The organism is Shewanella sp. 553, assembly GCF_059338375.1.
Genome location: NZ_CM181701.1, coordinates 780,755 through 799,293, shown reverse-complemented (window position 1 = coordinate 799,293; position 18,539 = coordinate 780,755). Strand labels below are relative to the sequence as shown.

The following is an 18,539-nucleotide window of genomic DNA, read 5'->3' as shown; positions in this document are numbered from 1 at the left end:
AAATGACTTTTGAAACGACTGTTTGTTAGCCTCTATCTTATACTCAGCATCGGCGTACTGGGGATCGGCTGGACGCTGGACAGTATTTGGCAAAATAACATCGAAGACAGCGATGCTGCTAACGCACCGCTGATAGCGATGGCCAAACTGCTGGCCGCCCACCCACGAGCTGAGCGAGCGAAACTGCTCGCCCAGATAGGCAGCAACAGGCTCTATCCGCTGCAACTATTAGATGCCAAACAAATTGCCTTAATCGATAGCGACCAACTCAGCACAGATAAGGTGTTAGTGACGGCTCATAATGATCAGCATGAGCTGCATTTTATCAAGTTAGATGAGCAACAGATATTAATGGCTGGCCCAATAGAGCTGACTCCAAATGGACAGCTTAGAAGGCTGTTTACACTATTGTTTTATCTGTCATTAGCCTTAGTGGTGTTGCTGTGGGTGTGGCCGCTATCGCGAGATCTACAAACATTAAGGCTGGCGACCAAAGCCTTTGGTCAGGCAAAGTGGGACACCCAAATCCAACTGCCCCCTCACTCAAAAGTGTTGCCACTAGCCCAAACTTTTAATGAGATGGCTCAACATATTAGTGCGCTAATAGAAAATCAGCGCCACTTGTCCAATGCGGTATCCCATGAAATTAGAACACCGCTGGCCCGATTTAAATTCGCGCTAGCCTTAATGCCACAGTATTGTCACCCCGATACCGATATCGAGCGGCGACAGGCTTTTTTAGCCGAGATGCAGCAAGATGTCGAAGAGATGGAAAACCTACTACAAGAGTTGCTAACCTACGCCAGTTTGGAAACTCGGCGGCATACGCAACCTCAGATCCAGTGCGATCTAACATCTGTTGTGCGGCAAGCGATTGAACGTTTACAACACCTCAGCCCTATCTCCATCGATTTTACTATCGCAGGAGATCAGCGCCCAGTAAGTGCCGATCCAGCGCTTATCGACCGCGCCCTGCAAAATCTGCTCGTCAATGCACAGCGGTTCGCCAAGCAGCAGATCCAGATCGAACTCAGCTTTCTTAATAAAGGGGTCAGTATCAGTGTCACTGATGATGGTGATGGGATCGCACCGCAAGAGCAGAATAAAATATTTGAGCCCTTTTATCGTAGCCAAGCCACAACACAAGATAGCCAAGGGCACGGTTTGGGACTGGCCATCATCAAACGCATCATGCAGTGGCATCATGGTGACGTGACACTTACCAGCAAACCTAGCGAGACGAGGTTTACCCTCAGTTGGTGAGCGATTAGGCTTGCTCATCGAAATCTAAACGAGCAGTTTGCGCTAATCTTGCTTGTAATATTTCACTCTTCTTGGCTTTTTGTAACGCCTGTGATCGCCGGCGCTTACGCTGTTTACACAAACGGATCACATTATATTTTTGTGCATCTGAAAAATTGAGCCAATTGAAGCGCTCATCTCGGTTACGTAAACACCCTTTACAGTAGCCTCTCGCATCCGTCTGGCACACCCCAATACAAGGGCTAGGTATTGCAAAAAACTCTAATTGTTCCACTTGCCCTCCTTAATGATTGAGTACAGCCAGTCATCCCAAAGTCTATTTCACAGCGTATCGACAACGTTAAATGTTAATAAAACATAACCTATCTGGTGCAAACTGGCTAATATTAAGCCATGAGATACATACTCAAAAAATGCAGATAAACGATCAGCCACCACGACTAACCATGTGAATCACTGCATTTTTTCGCTGTAGTGCTTAGAGTCAGTAACGGCAATAACCGTAGAGGATTAATGATGATATCGACACGATTGGCAAGCATACTCTTTTGTAGCCTACTGCTGTTGGCCTGCAGCAGCAAACCAAATCAAGATTACGATACCGCTTATGACTTTAGTCAGCTGCACACTTTCTCTAGCATCACCACAGCCAGCAATAGCGATCCTCTAAGTGCACAACGGATAACCGATGCCATACAATCATCTCTGCTCGCCCAAGGGTTTAACCAAGCCAATGACGCGGCACAATTTAAGGTCAATTACACCTTCAGTATTACCAATAAGCCTAAAACGTCCGGGCTATCCATAGGGCTGGGAACAGGCAGTTGGGGCAGCTCTGGTGGAGTGGGCATAGGCACCAGCGTGGGCGTGCCTATCGGCAGTGACTCGGCAAAATTACAAACGATTCAAATTGATATGATTGATACTAGGACACAGCAGCTGATTTGGCGTGGCAGCGACAGCTTTAGTTTTGATTCAGGCGGCGCAGATAAAGCTCAGCTAACACAGCAAACCGTGGCAAAAATATTAGCTCAATTTCCGCCGCAAGAGTCATCAAAATAATCCTGCGGCGTAAGCATACGAGTATTGGCTAGTCGCTCACCAATCCATTAACCGTATCGGCGACGTTTTGCGCCCCTTTGCGAATGTCGTCAATTAAAGACTGGGTTAATTGCAGTTGTTGATTACACTGAGATACCTTGGCTTGGATGGCTAACATCCCCGCTTCTGATACCTTGGTTAATTCACTATTACGTTTGACGATCTCTTCGATATCATGAGTCGCTCTGGAGGTATTTGCCGCTAAGGTTCTCACCTCATCGGCCACAACAGCAAAGCCGCGGCCATATTCACCAGCTCGAGCCGCTTCAATAGCAGCGTTAAGGGCCAGTAGATTGGTCTGATCGGCAACCTTAGCTATAGTGCTCACGATATTGGTAATTTGTTGTGATTGCAGTGCTAATTGCTCCATTAAGGCCGCCGCTTCCGTCACCGATGCATCAATATCATTAGCTACTTCGGAGGCTGAATCGAGCATGTTGGCACCATTTTGAGCAATATCAACCGTCTCAACTGCGCTTTGACGAGCCAATACTGACGCGTTTTGTACCGCTTGCTGGTGCTCTATACGCGGGGTGACATCACTGGCAAACTTAACCACTCTCACCACGTTGCCCTTCTCGTCAACGATAGGGTTATAGGTGGCTTCTAGCCACACAGTATTACCCTGCTTGGTGATACGTTCAAATAAGCCAGATTGAAATCGGCCTTTAGCCAACAACGCCCAAAAGTCAGGCTGCTCACGTAAAAAGCTTTCGGTACAAAAAAGTCGATGATGCAGGCCCTTAATCTCGTGATGCGAGTAGCCTATGGTGTTACAAAAATTACTATTGGCGTCGATGACTTCACCATCTGGGGTAAATTCGATAAATGCCAGCGACTTATTTAACGCATTAAAAATCGCTTCTTGACGATCGAGCTGTTGCCGGTCTTCGGTCACATCGCTGGCGATTTTGATAACTTTACTCACCCGGCCTTGTGCATCTTTAACTGGCACATAGGTGGCTTCAATCCAGATGGTAGCCCCATCTTTGCAAATGCGCTGAAAGGTACCTTGATTGAGTTTTCCTTGCCCTAGATCGTACCAAAACTGTTTATAACTGCGATCAGAGACATATTCGCTTTGACACAAGACACTATGATGCCGTCCTTGGATCTCTTTAAGCGAGTAACCGATAACGGCCAAAAACTGTTCATTGGCTGTCAATATGTGACCATCGACAGAAAACTCAATGTAAGGCACGCTATTACGGATAGCACTTAAAATGTGGTTATCAGTACGCAAGGCTTCATTCATTAGCGCTTGTTGCTGTTGCAACGCTGACTTACCACCACCAAAACCAAACATACAGTTACACCTTAACTTCTGGAGACTGGGCCCCTAAACAGAACAAAAAATGCATGCTTCAGCATAGACTCAATCTAACTGACCACATGCACTCTACTTTAAATAAGCAAAATCACTTTCAACACAGTTCATATATACACCAGCACCTTATTAGATTGGCGTAGCCGATACGGCATAGCTGGCGGAGCGGATCAGCAGACATGTCACTATTTTACCCGTTTCGCGCACTGCGTCACATATAAAAGTGGCCTCACAGGTCCAATGAGCAGGCCTGAAACATCACCTCCCCCCAAGCGCTACATAATTAACAATTTAAACCAACTAGATGAGCCTAAAATCCCCATACACGAAAGCGTTATGCCGGAGCCTGTTGGTGAGCTGATATTAAATACGATTATAGCCAGATAGGTTTTTATACTGAGCAGAGGAGTTTCCTGCGCCGATAATCATCTATTGTTATCGGCGCAGGAAATAAAACATTAAGCATTAATCTTCAATACGCAGTGTAATAAGATTAATGGAACAGATAATTTAACCAACCTTGCATTCTCACCAACACCTTACGCATAACCGCCACATGGGAAAAATGCTCAGTATAGATGGCGATTTCCCCCGATACACCTGCGGGGAAAGATTGGCTAATCTGGTTATTGTCGACTTTGATCAACACCACCACTCGCCCAGGCAAAGTCAACATACGCGAGGGCATCAAACTCCCCGTTGATTGCAACTCACCTTCGGCCATCGCTGGCAATATTTTAGCCACAGTACCGCTAAATACTTGTCCGGGCGCTGCATCTAAAATCACTTCAGCTGTATCACCCTCCTTGAGACGCAACAGAGAGTTTTGCCAAAATGCGCCAGCCATATAACGCTCTTCATTAGGAATAAAGCTTATCACTGAACGCAGCGGCATAGGCACAGCAACAATGCCAGGGCGTAAGGCCATTTGAGTCACTATCCCGTCAGACGGTGCATAAACCACAGTTTGATCAAGCTCATACAACGCCTTATCTAATTCGGCGCGGAGCCCCGCCACTTTAGTGTTAACCCCATCAACATTAGATTCATAAGCCAAGCGAACCCGCAACTCTTCTGATTTCGCTGCGGTATATTGCGCTTCGGCCGCTAAGTATCGTTGCCGCCGATTATCAAGTTCAAGTTCACTAAAAGGGGAGTTGGCACCAGCTTGTCTTTGGCCTTTATCGTAACGGTCAAAGACCGACTTAGTACGGTCTCGATCGGCTAATGCTAACTCAACACTGGCTTTAGCTGTCTGCCAAGCCGCTTCTAACTGTGGCACTTCTAGCTCGGCAGCAGCTAACGCTGCTCGCTTCTGCATCACCACGGCCTCAAAAGGAGTGGGATCTAATTTAAACAGCACATCGCCTTTTTTTAGAGGTACATTAGGCGCAACATGCACCTCGGTAACAACGCCTTTAACGGCAGGATTGATCGGCACAGACACAAACATCTCTTTAGCATAAGGCGTATAGGGATGGTTGTAATTCATCAGCAGCACCAGTCCACCGACAATAAAAATACCACCCAACACCGCGGTAGGCACAGTCCACTTATTTAACGGAATATGGAAAACCTTAAATATGGCGATGCAGCAAGCTGCGTAAGTCAATACGATTAACAGATCCATCTTATGATTCCTTTTCAGCCATCTGGGGGGGGATAACACTGGCAGGCGTTGGCAAAACCGCCTTAGACTCTTCGATCGCCTGTATTCGATGCTCTAACTGCACCACAGTCTGATTGAGTTGCTTAACTTCATCTTCCAACTGTAATTCTCGCTCAACCACTTGGTTAAAGCCCCACCCTCTATCTTCTCGATATAACGTGGCCCATATCCATAAAAAAGGCCAAATGGCATGTAAGGTAAATAAACTCACCCAACCTGCTACATGCAATGCATCTTGTTGCGGATGATTACGCTTTTTAGCTATTTCATAAGGAATATCATGGATAACAATAACGCCATAAAACAAAAACACGCCGACAAAAATAATCACCCCCAACGCAAAGTAATCCAAAAACATAGCGCTCTCCTTATTCTTTTATACGCTGACAATAGCGTACTCTGAGCGGTGAAACCCCACCACAATTAACATCCTTATAACACTTAAGTAAAACAATAACCAACAGTGACATCACATTTTTTGTATCGGCAGAGTTTGATGCAGTTATCGCTTGTACACTCGGTGACTCGAAAACCGTTTAACTTTGCTGTAAAAAGGTAAGATATTAAAAAACACTAATAAAAAATTGGCATATCCCCTTAGCCAATAATGAATAAAAGGTACCCACACCATGATAGGCACACCCCACACTAAAGGCGCGCTGCGCGCCATGTTGCTCGGCTGCGGCGAGCTTGGAAAAGAGGTCGCAATCGAACTGCAACGTTTAGGCGTTGAAGTGATTGGCGTCGACAGATACCCCAATGCACCTGCCATGCAAGTCGCCCACCGCTCACATGTGATAAACATGCTCGATGGCGAGGCTCTGCGCCAAGTGATCACACTAGAGCAACCGCACTTGGTTATTCCAGAAATTGAAGCCATTGCCACCCAAACCTTGGTCGATATGGAAGCCGAAGGGCTCAATGTCATCCCGACCGCCAAAGCCACCCAACTGACCATGGATCGGGAAGGCATACGTCGCCTTGCCGCAGAAACCCTAGCCATTCCCACCTCGCCTTACTTTTTTTGCGACACTCAAACTGAATTTGAACAGGCAGTACAAACGATTGGCCTGCCCTGCGTGGTCAAACCCGTGATGAGCTCATCAGGTAAAGGCCAGAGCGTGATCCGCGAAGACGCCCAAATCTTGCCAGCATGGCAATACGCCCAAGAGGGTGGCCGCGCGGGCGGCGGGCGCGTCATCGTTGAGGGCTTCGTGCCATTTGATTATGAGATCACCTTACTGACCATTAGCGCCGTAAATGGTATCCATTTCTGCGATCCTATTGGTCACAGACAAGAAGAGGGCGATTACCGCGAGTCATGGCAGCCACAAGCCATGTCGGCTAGCGTATTGGCTAAATCGCAACAGATTGGCCGTAAAGTAGTTGAGGCCTTAGGCGGCTACGGTCTGTTTGGTGTCGAGCTGTTTATTAAAGGCGATGAGGTTTATTTTTCAGAAGTCTCCCCTCGCCCTCACGATACCGGACTTGTCACCTTGATCAGCCAAGATCTGTCTGAGTTTGCCCTGCATGTACGCGCCATTTTAGGCTTACCTATTGCTAATATTGCGCAGCATGGTCCGTCAGCATCGGCGGTGATCTTGGCTCAGGGACAATCGAAAGACTTACGTTATCGCAATATGGCCGCGGCCTTAACCGAGCCGAATACGCAACTGCGCCTGTTTGCCAAACCTGAAATTGACGGACGCCGACGACTCGGCGTTGGCCTTGCCCGTGGTGAGTCCATTGAAGATGCGATAGAAAAAGCCTTAACGGTAGCATCCAAGGTCGAGGTGATCTTCGACTAGTAACGTGCAAGCATTTAAAAAGGCGCCAAGGCGCCTTTTTAAATGTAAATATCGCACTAAGCGACGCGGTTAATGGATTGCCCCGACAGGTAGCCGGTTAGATTACTCAGTGCAATATCCATCAAATTTTGCCGCGCTTCACGGGTCGCCCACGAATTATGTGGACTAATGCTGATATTGCTCGCCGTGAGCAAGGGGTTATCGACCGCTGGCGGCTCACTGGACAACACATCAACACCGGCGCGAATAGCCCCCTCATTCAGCGCATGGGCTAACGCGGCTTCGTCGACTAAGGCGCCACGAGCGGTATTGATCAGCAGCGCATTGGGTTTCATCTTTGCAAGACTAGCGGCATTGATCATCTTATCCGTCTCAGGCGTGAGTGGACAATGCAAAGAGATAATATCAGCTTCTTGATATAACGCGCTGCGCTCACACCAGCTGACACCTGTGGGTAAGTCAGTTTTTGGCTGCGGCGTACTGACCAATACCTGCATCTGAAATGCACGCGCTATATTGGCCACCTGACGGCCGATATCGCCATAACCGATTAAACCTAAGGTTTTACCTTTAAGCGATTGCAGCGGCGATAAGGTAAAACAAAAATCAGCACTTTGACTCCATCGACCTGCGATAACCGCCTGATGATGCTCTGCGAGCTTTTGGGTGTGATGCAATATATGGGCAAAAACCATCTGCGCTACGGCATCGGGGCCATACCCTGGCACATTCGTGACCACTATCCCCCGCGCAGCGGCGGCGTTAACGTCAACCACATTCGTACCCGTCGCCAATACACCTATGTAGCGCACGCAAGGCAGCATGGCAAGGGTATCGGCATTAAGCTCGGTTTTGTTGGTTAATATAATATCGGCATCTTGAGCACGTTCTAACACTAATGGCGCTGCGGTGCGCTCAAAACAGTGAAAATCACCGAGCGACTCAAACTCATGCCAGCTCAGATCGCCCGGATTTAAGGTATAGCCATCGAGTACTACAATTTTCATCGTTATTATTCTCATCATCCGTTAAGTGAGTTATCGTCTCAACGCCAGTTAAAAACGTAATTTTAGCCCAGCATTGACCTGCCCTTGCCACATAATGTCGGCACTTATCTGCCAGATACACTGGCTAGCATCACAAAAGAGCAAATTGTCACTGCTCACAAAGGTGGCGAATGCCCGCGCATCGGTAAACAGCGAGAGGCGCGGATTCACTTGATACTCAATCCCGGCACCAAACCCCATCGAAAAACGCGTTTCGTTGCCATAATCGTTATCGGGGCGCATTTGGGTCAGCCCTAAACTAGTGGTGATGTAGGGGCGTAAGGCACCATGAGGAAAATAGAGCGAGCCGCCCACGTGCAGGTAATCGACATCCAATGTGGTTAGTTGCTTAGGGGTAACATTGCCGCGGCGATTAAGCTCTGTGGCCTGATGGCTATAAAGCAAATAGACATTGCCGGGGTCACGAGTGTGAATGCCGACCATGATGCCGTAGTGGCCGGACTCGCTGATATTAATCCCACTTTGGGTTTGGGTATTAAGCTCGATGGCATCGAATTCACTGGCGGCAAAACTATAGCCACCAAATGGTGCCACAAACATTCCGGGTTCAGTCTGAACAGAGGCCCCCTGCACTGGGGTTGACGGGACAGTTAGGCAGAGCAGCAAAGGTAATAGACAGCCGACTTGATATCGACTCGTTGTCGTTATCGCTTTCATGTTTATCTCCCTGAGCACCAAGATGGCGCTAATCCATTGGCGATCTAAGCCACCCAATGATGGAGGCTTAATACCGAGTTTCAACCTGCTATTTGAAATCGCTACCTCATACCGCGATCTTGTTTGACTCTATCATAAGCCGCTTGAATATCTTGAGCTTTTTTCTTAGCCAGCTCCATCATCTCAGCAGGTAAGCCTTTAGCGACTAACTTATCTGGGTGATGTTCATTCATCAGCTTACGATAGGCACGTTTGACCTGTTGATCAGAGTCGGCTTCGGTTAACCCCAGCACGCTGTAGGCGTCGGCAATCGAGGTCTGTTGCTGGCCACCACTGCGATGAAAATTAAACTCCGCCTGCCAGCGTTTAAGTAACTCATCGAGCTGCTGACGGCTGTAACCCAGCTCCTTAGCGACCAACAGTAAGATAGCATGCTCTTTGGCATCGAGCTCACCGTCAGATAAGGCGGTCTGGATCTGGATTTCCAAAAACATCTGCACCAGATCTTTACGCCCCATGGACAATAACCGAAAGGTTTTGAGGCAAGCGTTAAGATCAAAATCACTGGCTTTACCTTGGTTAAAAGCCATCTGGGCATCGCGCCGAGCCTGACCGCTTAAGCGCAGTTGATCCATGAGCGCGCTAGCGATACGAATATCCGTTTCGGTGACATGGCCGGAGGCCTTTGCAACATGCCCCATCACCGCAAAGGTGGTATTAAAAAACAGCGTTTGGCGATTACTGCCCTTGCCAATAATGCCACTGAGTTCGGCGCGCTTTTTGTCGTATAAATGGCCTAGCCATAATCCTAACATTGCGCCAAAAATACGACCAAACATAAAGCCGATCGCAAAACCAAATACCTTACCCCAAATTTTCATCTATTAACCTAATGTTATTTTTTATCTAGTGTTGTCATGCGCGTATTTAGTGCCGCTAATCGCTCGACCGTACCGACATCGCACCAAAAGCCGTTAAAATGTTCACCGGCAACTAATCCATGCGCCATTTTATCTTTTAGAAGGGGCGCCAGTGCAAACCGCTTACTGGTGGTGCCATTAAACAGCGCTGGCTGGTAAATTCCCATACCTGAAAAGGTCAGCTTGGCTGGGCCAGCAGCGCTCAGCCGCCCCTCAAGTAAGGCAAAATCCCCCTCTGGATGCTGCAACGGATTATCGACTAACCACAAATAAGCCTGAGCCTCGCCCATTGCAGCCTTGATAGCCGCTAACGAGAGAGGTTGGCCTGCGATGGTTGGCATCGCATCAATAAACACATCGCCGTTGATCACTAAAAACGGATCAGATCCGAGTAACCCTAAGGCGTTTTTAATCCCACCACCGGTTTCTAATGCCTCTGTTTCGCCGCTGTAATGCAAGTTAACTTGCCAACGCTCGCCATCACCCAAGGCCTGGATAAGCTTATCACCCAGCCAAGCATGATTAATCACTATATCGGTGAAACCAAGGGCGGCTAAACGCTCTATATGGTAGACAATCAATGACTTACCTGCCACTTCAACCAGCGGTTTGGGTAGCTTATCCGTCAGCGGTCGTAAACGCTCGCCACGACCTGCAGCTAAAATCATCGCCTTCACAGGGTCTGCTCCATCTTGGGGATCACTTGATTATCTAACCAGTGGATAAAGGGGTGTAATACTGAGTAGTGCTTGCCGATATCGCTAACATATTGCAATGTGAGCGCAATATCTTGCATGTAACCGGGCTTAGCGTCACGGTAATTTAACCGACAAAAGATACCTGCGGCCTTAAGATGACGCTGTATGCCCATTAAATCGAACCAACGCTGATATTGCGCCAAAGTGACATCCTGACTCAGCACATTGTCAGAGAGTAATTGCTGGTAATGCTGCTGCATCAAGGTATCAACCACCTCGCCAGGCCAGCGCACATAACAGTCTCTAAGCAGTGACACCGCATCATAGGTGACAGGCCCTATCACTGCATCTTGAAAATCAATCACCGCCAACTGTTTATCACACAACATCAAATTACGGCTATGAAAGTCGCGGTGCATCCCCGCGCGGGGTTGCGCTAGTGCACTATCAGCCAGTATCCGATAGGTATCGGCTAGCATCTGCTGAGTATCAGCACTGCACTTAAGTTGTAAATGGCGACCGATTAACCAATCAGAAAAAATATCTAACTCTCGATAAACAAAGGCGGCGTCATAACGTGGTAATGGTACGCCATCGACAGTGGTGACTGCGCGAATAGGAATGAGCAAACCTAATGCCTGCTGGTAATAATCGCTGACATTGGCGGGTGTTAATACGCTCAGTAGCTGAGTATCACCCAAATCACTGAGCAGCAAAAAACCTTGTTCAACATTTTTTTCAATGACTTGAGGAACATTAACCCCCTGTTTTTGGTATTCGTTTGCTAATGTGATGAACGGGCCCACGGCAATTAGATCCGGAGGTGAGTCCATGGCGATGTAGCTTTTAGGCCCCAGAGTTACCCTAAAATATCGACGAAAACTGGCATCACCAGAAATGAGTTCTATGGCGGCATTGGCGCTCAGTACGCGTTCAATCCACGCTTTTAAGGCGATAAATCTTAGATCTGACAAGGGCACCTCATGGCTCTTAAGCAAAAATTGCTTTATTATAAAGCAAAATGGAAACAGCAATTAAGATGATTCTATCTCTTTTGCTCGGTTGCTTGTGTAAATAGCTGCAACTATTCTCTTCGATAATTTGTCTAGACTAAGAAATCACAAAAACGATAAAGATGCATATCCGTTACTTATTGGCTTTAATACTGCTTCCACACCTAGTCCTAGCAGACGAATTAGATCGCGCCGTCGATACCGACACACAATGTCTTGTGGAACCTCCCGTGCCTATTCCAGATGCCAATAGCGCTGATGTGCCACTCGATTTACAGCAAATAAAAATCATTTCAAACACCACTGAGGCTAAGTTAGGCGATAAGGCAACCTTTAGCGGCGATGTCTCTTTCAGCCAAGGCGGGCGGCACATTGCAGCCGATAACGCAACGCTAGATCAAGCCAACGAACGCTTAGATGCCAACGGTAACTTGGTGTTTCAAGACAGTATGTTTACCGTTACCGCCGACTCATTGAGCGCGCAAATGCGCACTAATAGCGCCGAATTAAGCGGTGCCCAATATTGGCTGCATGGGCAGCAGATTCATGGCGATGCTGAAAAACTGCAAATCACTCAAGATAATAACCTGCATCTGAGCAATACCAATTTCACCACCTGTCCTCCGGGCGATACTTCTTGGTTGCTTGAAGCTGAAACCATTAAAATTGACAGCACCGAAGAGTGGGGCGAACTGTGGGATGCCAAGTTAAGAATTGCTGGCGTACCGGTTTTTTATCTACCTTACATGACGATACCCGTCTCGGATAAACGCAAGTCAGGCTTCCTGTTTCCGTTATTTAGTACCAGCACCACCAATGGGGTTGAACTTGCGACCCCTTATTATTGGAATATCGCTCCCGAATACGATTTCACCTTCACGCCGCATTACATGTCCGCGCGCGGTCTGTTCTTAAAAACGGAGTTCCGTTATCTGGCTGGTGAAGCCCAGCAAGGCGGCTTAAATGTTGAATATTTAGCCAACGACAACCTACTGACTAATCGCTCTGACCGTTACTTATATCACTGGCAACATAAAGGCGCCGTGGATGAGAATTGGCGCGTATTAGCCAATTTTACCGATGTCTCTGATAATAATTACTTTAACGATCTGAAATCGGACGTATTGCGCGCCACCGATAACCAACTGTCACGCATTGGTGAGATAGCCTACTTTGAGAACAACTGGGATATCACTGCCAGAGTACAAGATATTAAGGTATTAGGCGAAGATGAATCGCCATATCAGGTGATGCCGCAAGTGGGGCTCAATTACCGCAGTCCAGAGCTGTGGAGTGGCTTAGATGTTAATCTACTGGCCGAAGCGAGCAACTTTCGCCATAAAGACAATCAGTATAATAGTGCTAATCGCCTGCACCTAGAGCCCAGTATATCCTTGCCAATTCATGGTCCCGCGGGCTCATTAACCAGCGAAATTAAACTGCTGCAGACCAACTACTGGCAAGATACCGATAATAATCCTGATTCTGAGCTAGCCAGTAGCGTGAGCCGCACCTTACCTCAGGTGCGCCTGCATGGGCAGATCAATTTTGAGCGTTATACCGACTATTTTAATGTCAACTACCGTCAAACATTAGAGCCTCAATTTCAATACCTGTATGTCGGCTATGAAGATCAATCGCAAATTGGTATCTACGATACCGCCTTGCTGCAAGATGACTACTATGGTCTGTTTCGGGATCGCCGTTTTTCAGGCCTCGACCGTATTGCCGATGCGAATCAAATGACACTCGGGTTAACCACACGCCTGTTTGATGAGCATAACCGTGAGACCTTTCAGTTCAGTATTGGCCAAATTTATTACTTTGAAGACAGTAAAGTCGGCCTCACCGAGGTGTCGCAACCTAACCAGAGCTTTCAACAAGAAAATACCTCTAACTCGGTATTAGCGGCAGAGCTGAATACGCAACTCTATAATGATTGGTTTATGAGCGGCGCTATTCAATACGACACCGAAAATAGTGAAAATAAAAAGAGTGAAGTCACATTAGATTTTCGACCCGAGACCAATAAACTACTGCAGTTAAGTTACCGCTATGTACCCGATTTAATTAACAGCAACACCAATGAATCGGTTAATGTGTCACAAACAGGTGTGCGCGGCGCATGGCCAATCAGTGACAACTTGTATATTGTTGGCAACTGGTATTATGACCTCAATGAAAGCCGAAGTGTTGAAACCTATACCGGGTTTCAATATGAATCTTGTTGCTGGGCGCTACGCTTAAGTTATCATTATCGCATTAAGACCAACTACGATGATAATTTAGAACCCACCATTGATGATCGAGAACTGTTTGAGCATGGCTTCTACCTGAATTTTGTTATCAAAGGTTTAGGTGGTTCAGGCCCATTAGGTGTGGCTGATATGCTCGATGATGGTTTGTTTAATTATCGTAAGCCGCTCTACTTGAAAAACTAGGGTTCAATAAATTAGTTACTCTTTTGCTGAACCTAGATACGGACTTGTAGTCCAATCAAAATAATCGAATTAAGTGGTCGGTCAACAATGACAAACGACCTCAATATGCCAAGGATTTTTGTGGATGAGACCCTGTAAACAACTGATTATTGCGTTACTCACATTGGCGATGAGCCACAGCGTTATGGCCGCACAGCCATTAGACCGCGTGACAGTACAAATTAACGAAGGGATTGTGCTGGAAAGCGAAATCACCAACATGCTAAACACAGTCAAAGCGAACGCAGAAGCTGCAGGCCAAGCGTTACCCTCTGACGAAGCACTTCGTACCCAGGTGATTGAGCGGCTGATCATGACCCGCTTACAGTTGCAAATGGCAGACCGTATCGGCCTTCACATTGGTGACTTACAGCTAGATCAAACCATTGAGAATATTGCTAGAGAACAAAATATCACCGTAGCCGACATGCAAGCCAAAATTGCAGCCGACGGCTTGAGCTGGGCACAATATCGCGAACAATTACGTGAAGAGATCACCTTAGGTGAAATCCAACGCATTCAGGTTCAGCGCCGTATTCAAGTATCGCCACAAGAGATCAGTAGCCTAGTTAAATTGATTGAAGAACAAGGCATGCAGCAGGTGGAGTTTCAAATTGGTCACATCTTAATTGAAGTACCAAGCAACCCCAATAGCGAACAGTTAGACAGTGCCAGTAAACGGGCCAATATCGTATTGAAACGTCTGCAAGATGGCGCCGACTTCAAGCAAACCGCCATTGCGTCATCGGCGGGTCCTAAAGCACTTGAAGGCGGTATTTGGGACTACATGAACATCAATGAAATGCCAACGCTGTTTGCTGAACTACTGGCGGGTGCCAAAACCAATGACATTATTGGCCCTGTTCGCAGCGGTGCGGGTTTCCACATTATCAAGGTCATGGATGCGCGCGGCCTACAAACCCAAGAGGTTGATGAGGTTCGCTCTCGCCATATTCTAATTAAACCATCGCCAATCCTGTCGGAAGAGCGCGCTAAGGCCATGCTCGACAACTTTGTGCAGCAACTGCGTGCCGGAGATGTCGATTTTGCCGATTTAGCGCGTCAATACAGTGAAGACCCAGGTTCTGCCGCCAAAGGTGGCGAGCTAGGTTGGGCTGATCCTGCGGTTTATGTGCCTGCATTTGCACAAACCTTGAACTCTCTACAAATTAATGAAATCAGTGAGCCATTTCGCTCCAGTCATGGCTGGCACATAGTACAGCTTGAAGAAAAACGTAAGACTGACGCGACAGACAAGTTCAATACTAATCGTGCTCATCAACTGATTTTCCGTCGCAAGTTTAATGAAGAACTGCAAAACTGGCTGGATGAGATGCGAGCGGAAGCTTACATCGAAGTATTTGATGCCGACTTTAACCGAGGTTAATCATATTGACGACTAAACGTATCGCAATCACGCCGGGCGAACCGGCTGGCGTGGGACCAGAATTAGTCATCCAACTTGCTCAGCGTGCTTGGCCCGCTGAGCTTGTTGTTTGTGCCGATCCGGCTTTATTGAAGGCCAGAGCCAAAAAAATTGGCTTACCGATCCAGCTGCGTCCTTATCAGCCAAATCAAGCCCCTAAACCTCAAGAAGCAGGCACCTTGACCATTGTACCTTTTCCCTTGGTCACCGAATCTGTATGCGGCAAGCTTGACGAACAAAACAGCAGCTATGTGATTGACACATTAAGTTACGCTGGCGACAAGAATATGAGCGGCGAATTTGATGCCGTCGTAACGGGCCCTGTGCACAAAGGGATTATCAATCAAGCGGGTATTCCATTTAGTGGCCACACCGAATTTTTCGCCCATCAGGCAAACTGCCAAGATGTGGTGATGTTATTGGCCGCCCCCGGATTACAGGTCGCCTTAGTGACCACTCATATTCCGCTGGCGTATGTGTCTAAAGCGATCACTCGCGATCGCCTGCATCAAATTATCAACATTTTACACCATGATTTGGTGAATAAATTTGGCTTACAAAACCCCAAAATATATGTCTGTGGACTCAATCCGCATGCAGGAGAAGATGGCCACTTAGGCCGAGAAGAGATAGATGTTATCAGTCCAGCATTAGAAGAGCTGCGTGAGCAAGGCATGAGTCTGGTGGGCCCCTTGCCTGCCGATACCCTATTTCAACCTAAATATTTAGAAGATGCCGACGTTGTCTTGGCCATGTATCACGACCAAGGCCTGCCAGTACTCAAGTCACGAGGATTTGGCAGTGCGGTTAATATCACCTTAGGCTTGCCCTATATTCGCACCTCCGTCGACCATGGCACGGCATTAGCCCTTGCTGGTACAGGTGAAGCCGAAATAGGTAGCTTTGTCTGCGCGTTAAACAAGGCTATTGAATTAGCCACTACGAACGAGTCACAAAAAGAGAAGTAATGAGTAATAAAGTACATTTAGGCCACACCGCAAGAAAACGCTTCGGACAAAACTTTTTGACCGACAGCAATGTGATCAATCGAATTGTTGGCGCGATTGCCCCCGACAATGACCATGTCATGGTTGAAATTGGTCCAGGCCTAGCGGCATTGACAGAACCTGTTGCCGAAAGCATCGACAAGCTGACCGTGGTTGAACTCGATAAAGACTTGGTTGAGCGGCTTAAAACCCATCCATTTCTTAAAGATAAACTCGAGATCCACCAAGGTGATGCGCTTAAGTTTGACTTTAACCAGCTCGTGGAAGAAGGCAAGCAGATGAAGGTGTTTGGCAACTTGCCTTACAACATCTCGACACCATTAATGTTCCACCTATTTGAGTTTGCAGAGCATATTGAAAATATGCATTTCATGCTGCAAAAAGAAGTGGTGCTGCGTCTATCGGCCTCGCCCGGCACTAAGGCCTATGGTCGCCTAACGGTGATGGCGCAATATTTTTGCCAAGTGATGCCTGTGTTAGAGGTGCCACCGGGATGTTTTACCCCACCGCCAAAAGTTGACTCGGCCGTAGTACGCTTAGTGCCTTATAAGAATAAGCCTTGGCCATGTAAAGATGTCGACTTATTAAGACACCTGTGTACGACCGCATTTAATATGCGCCGCAAGACGCTGCGTAATAATCTCAAACAGATGCTATCTGATGAAGACTTTGCTTCGCTCAATATTGATGCGACCAAACGCCCAGAGCAGATAACGGTTGAGCAGTACGTTGCCATGGCTAACTTAGTCATCGACAAGAAAAACGGCTAAGTCTCTTCGCGGGGAATAGCTCCCCGCACTCTCTGTTACATTTAGGACATTCAATGAAACCACTTGAATCCTCAATTAAAATTGAGGTTAAAACTGAATATATCGAAGAGCAGTCATCCCCCGCAGAAGACCGTTACCTCTTTAGCTATACCATCACTATTATCAATTTAGGTGAGCAAGACGTCACCCTAATCAGCCGTATGTGGTGTATTACCGATGCCAATGGTCATTATAGCGAAGTGCAAGGTGCAGGCGTGGTCGGCGAAACGCCAACCATTGCACCGAACACCGCCTACCAATATACCAGTGGTACCGTGTGTGAGACCCCTTTCGCCGTGATGGAAGGTCATTATGTGATGGTCACAAAAGATGGCCGTGAATTTAAAGCCCCCATCGCGCCCTTTCGCTTAGCTGCGCCCGGGCTCATACACTAGCGTACTTAACTTCTTATATCCTCCAACTAAATGAGTAATTGATGGCCACCTATTTTATCGGCGATATACAAGGCTGTTTTGATGAACTACAAGCCATATTGAGTCAGGTCGATTTTAACCCATCAAAAGATGAGCTTTGGGTGGTTGGCGATATGGTTGCCAGAGGTGATAAGTCACTAGAAACATTAAGGTATATCAAATCATTAGATGGCGCTGCTCAACCTGTGCTGGGTAACCATGACCTGCATTTGCTAGCCTTACATGGCAAACTTAAGCGCCCTAAACCCAGTGACAAACTTGACGCTTTGCTCGCGGCCAGCGACATTAACCATCTGATCGACTGGCTGAGAATACAGCCACTGGTGCGACAACATAGTGAACACAAATTACTGATGACCCATGCGGGTGTGCCACCGCAATGGAACGCACAAACCGCCATACAAGAAGCCCGTAGCGTACATGAAGCCCTACAACGCCCCGATTATTTAACCGAGCTTATCGCCAAGATGTACACCAATGATGTCGATACTTGGTCATTATCTATGCCGGCGCTTGAGCGAAAAATCTATTGTATTAACGCTCTCACCCGTATGCGTTATTTACACCATGACGGTCGTTTAGACTTCGACTGTAAACAGCCCCCCGACAGTGACAGTCACCCAGGCTTAGTGCCATGGTTTGCACTTCCCAATTTAGCGGCGCAAACCCATACTTTAGTGTTTGGCCACTGGGCCTCATTAATGGGGAAAGTGGCTCATCCAGCGCTTAAAGCATTAGACACTGGCTGTTGCTGGGGTCAACATTTAACCCTCTGGCACTTAGAATCAAACCAAAAAATCACCCAAAACAAGTTAAAAAAAGGTTAAGATAAAGTACTAACTGGCCGATAGAGCTAGAGT

General features: G+C 47.3%; 17 protein-coding genes and 2 pseudogenes. 9 read left to right on the top strand and 10 right to left on the bottom strand.

Features of this window, described 5'->3' with window-relative positions; translation table 11 throughout:
- Nucleotides 1-9: 9 nt before the first annotated feature.
- Nucleotides 10-1,263: an ATP-binding protein gene (locus AC5YBZ_RS03635; RefSeq protein ID WP_494543417.1), complete on the top strand. Its 1,254-nt coding sequence runs from the start codon at nt 10-12 to the stop codon at nt 1,261-1,263.
- Between the two features lie 4 nt (nt 1,264-1,267).
- On the opposite strand, the gene AC5YBZ_RS03630 is transcribed toward AC5YBZ_RS03635, so the two are convergent.
- Nucleotides 1,268-1,537, bottom strand: coding sequence for a DUF1289 domain-containing protein (locus AC5YBZ_RS03630; protein WP_494543416.1), 270 nt, complete (start codon nt 1,535-1,537; stop codon nt 1,268-1,270).
- 242 nt (nt 1,538-1,779) lie between these two features.
- Between AC5YBZ_RS03630 and AC5YBZ_RS03625 the strand changes: the two genes are divergently transcribed.
- Entirely contained in the window at nt 1,780-2,325 is a 546-nt protein-coding gene (locus AC5YBZ_RS03625) for a DUF4136 domain-containing protein (RefSeq protein ID WP_494543700.1), read from the top strand.
- Between the two features lie 28 nt (nt 2,326-2,353).
- Here the strand turns inward: AC5YBZ_RS03625 and AC5YBZ_RS03620 are convergent.
- The 4 genes and pseudogenes from AC5YBZ_RS03620 to AC5YBZ_RS03605 all read right to left on the bottom strand — a co-directional run.
- Nucleotides 2,354-2,740, bottom strand: a pseudogene (locus AC5YBZ_RS03620) (methyl-accepting chemotaxis protein); the annotation flags it as partial.
- 144 nt (nt 2,741-2,884) lie between these two features.
- Nucleotides 2,885-3,619: pseudogene (locus tag AC5YBZ_RS03615) on the bottom strand (PAS domain-containing protein); the annotation flags it as partial.
- Between the two features lie 565 nt (nt 3,620-4,184).
- Nucleotides 4,185-5,321, bottom strand: a complete 1,137-nt coding sequence (locus AC5YBZ_RS03610; protein ID WP_494543415.1) for an HlyD family secretion protein — start codon at nt 5,319-5,321, stop codon at nt 4,185-4,187.
- A 1-nt stretch (nt 5,322) separates the two neighbouring features.
- Nucleotides 5,323-5,718 carry a DUF3302 domain-containing protein gene (locus AC5YBZ_RS03605; protein ID WP_494519968.1) on the bottom strand — a complete coding sequence of 132 codons (396 nt, stop codon included), beginning with the start codon at nt 5,716-5,718 and terminating at the stop codon, nt 5,323-5,325.
- Between the two features lie 271 nt (nt 5,719-5,989).
- Here AC5YBZ_RS03605 and purT point away from each other — a divergent pair, with 271 nt between their 5' ends.
- Entirely contained in the window at nt 5,990-7,168 is a 1,179-nt protein-coding gene (purT, locus tag AC5YBZ_RS03600; protein ID WP_494543414.1) for a formate-dependent phosphoribosylglycinamide formyltransferase, read from the top strand.
- A gap of 56 nt (nt 7,169-7,224) precedes the next feature.
- Here the strand turns inward: purT and AC5YBZ_RS03595 are convergent, their stop codons facing one another.
- The 5 genes from AC5YBZ_RS03595 to AC5YBZ_RS03575 all read right to left on the bottom strand — a co-directional run bounded on the left by AC5YBZ_RS03595 (nt 7,225) and on the right by AC5YBZ_RS03575 (nt 11,490).
- Nucleotides 7,225-8,175, bottom strand: a complete 951-nt coding sequence (locus tag AC5YBZ_RS03595) for a D-2-hydroxyacid dehydrogenase (protein WP_494543413.1) — start codon at nt 8,173-8,175, stop codon at nt 7,225-7,227.
- Nucleotides 8,176-8,223: 48 nt separating this feature from the next.
- Nucleotides 8,224-8,892, bottom strand: a complete 669-nt coding sequence (locus AC5YBZ_RS03590) for an outer membrane beta-barrel protein (protein ID WP_494543412.1) — start codon at nt 8,890-8,892, stop codon at nt 8,224-8,226.
- A gap of 101 nt (nt 8,893-8,993) precedes the next feature.
- A complete protein-coding gene (gene djlA / locus AC5YBZ_RS03585) occupies nt 8,994-9,773 on the bottom strand; it encodes a co-chaperone DjlA (protein WP_494519972.1) in 780 nt (259 codons plus the stop codon).
- A gap of 14 nt (nt 9,774-9,787) precedes the next feature.
- The gene (gene murU, locus AC5YBZ_RS03580) at nt 9,788-10,489 is read right to left on the bottom strand and encodes an N-acetylmuramate alpha-1-phosphate uridylyltransferase MurU (protein ID WP_494519973.1); all 702 of its coding nucleotides are present in this window, start codon (nt 10,487-10,489) and stop codon (nt 9,788-9,790) included.
- A complete protein-coding gene (locus tag AC5YBZ_RS03575; protein ID WP_494519974.1) occupies nt 10,486-11,490 on the bottom strand; it encodes an aminoglycoside phosphotransferase family protein in 1,005 nt (334 codons plus the stop codon). Before AC5YBZ_RS03575 ends, murU begins: the two co-directional genes overlap by 4 nt.
- 155 nt (nt 11,491-11,645) lie before the next feature.
- Between AC5YBZ_RS03575 and lptD the strand changes: the two genes are divergently transcribed.
- From lptD to AC5YBZ_RS03545, 6 genes are all read left to right on the top strand, one after another.
- Nucleotides 11,646-13,964 (top strand): LPS assembly protein LptD, encoded by a 2,319-nt coding sequence (gene lptD, locus AC5YBZ_RS03570; RefSeq protein ID WP_494519975.1) that lies wholly within the window; start codon nt 11,646-11,648, stop codon nt 13,962-13,964.
- Between the two features lie 124 nt (nt 13,965-14,088).
- Complete coding sequence (gene surA, locus AC5YBZ_RS03565) at nt 14,089-15,390, top strand: peptidylprolyl isomerase SurA (protein ID WP_494519976.1); 1,302 nt, start codon at nt 14,089-14,091, stop codon at nt 15,388-15,390.
- A 5-nt stretch (nt 15,391-15,395) separates the two neighbouring features.
- On the top strand, nt 15,396-16,397 hold the full coding sequence (pdxA, locus tag AC5YBZ_RS03560; protein ID WP_494519977.1) for a 4-hydroxythreonine-4-phosphate dehydrogenase PdxA: 1,002 nt from the start codon (nt 15,396-15,398) through the stop codon (nt 16,395-16,397).
- Complete coding sequence (rsmA, locus tag AC5YBZ_RS03555) at nt 16,397-17,206, top strand: 16S rRNA (adenine(1518)-N(6)/adenine(1519)-N(6))-dimethyltransferase RsmA (RefSeq protein WP_475515939.1); 810 nt, start codon at nt 16,397-16,399, stop codon at nt 17,204-17,206. The genes pdxA and rsmA overlap by 1 nt, the downstream gene beginning before the upstream one ends.
- 53 nt (nt 17,207-17,259) lie before the next feature.
- Nucleotides 17,260-17,640, top strand: a complete 381-nt coding sequence (gene apaG, locus AC5YBZ_RS03550; protein ID WP_475515938.1) for a Co2+/Mg2+ efflux facilitator ApaG/CorD — start codon at nt 17,260-17,262, stop codon at nt 17,638-17,640.
- A gap of 41 nt (nt 17,641-17,681) precedes the next feature.
- Nucleotides 17,682-18,506: a symmetrical bis(5'-nucleosyl)-tetraphosphatase gene (locus AC5YBZ_RS03545; RefSeq protein ID WP_494519978.1), complete on the top strand. Its 825-nt coding sequence runs from the start codon at nt 17,682-17,684 to the stop codon at nt 18,504-18,506.
- Nucleotides 18,507-18,539: the final 33 nt, after the last annotated feature.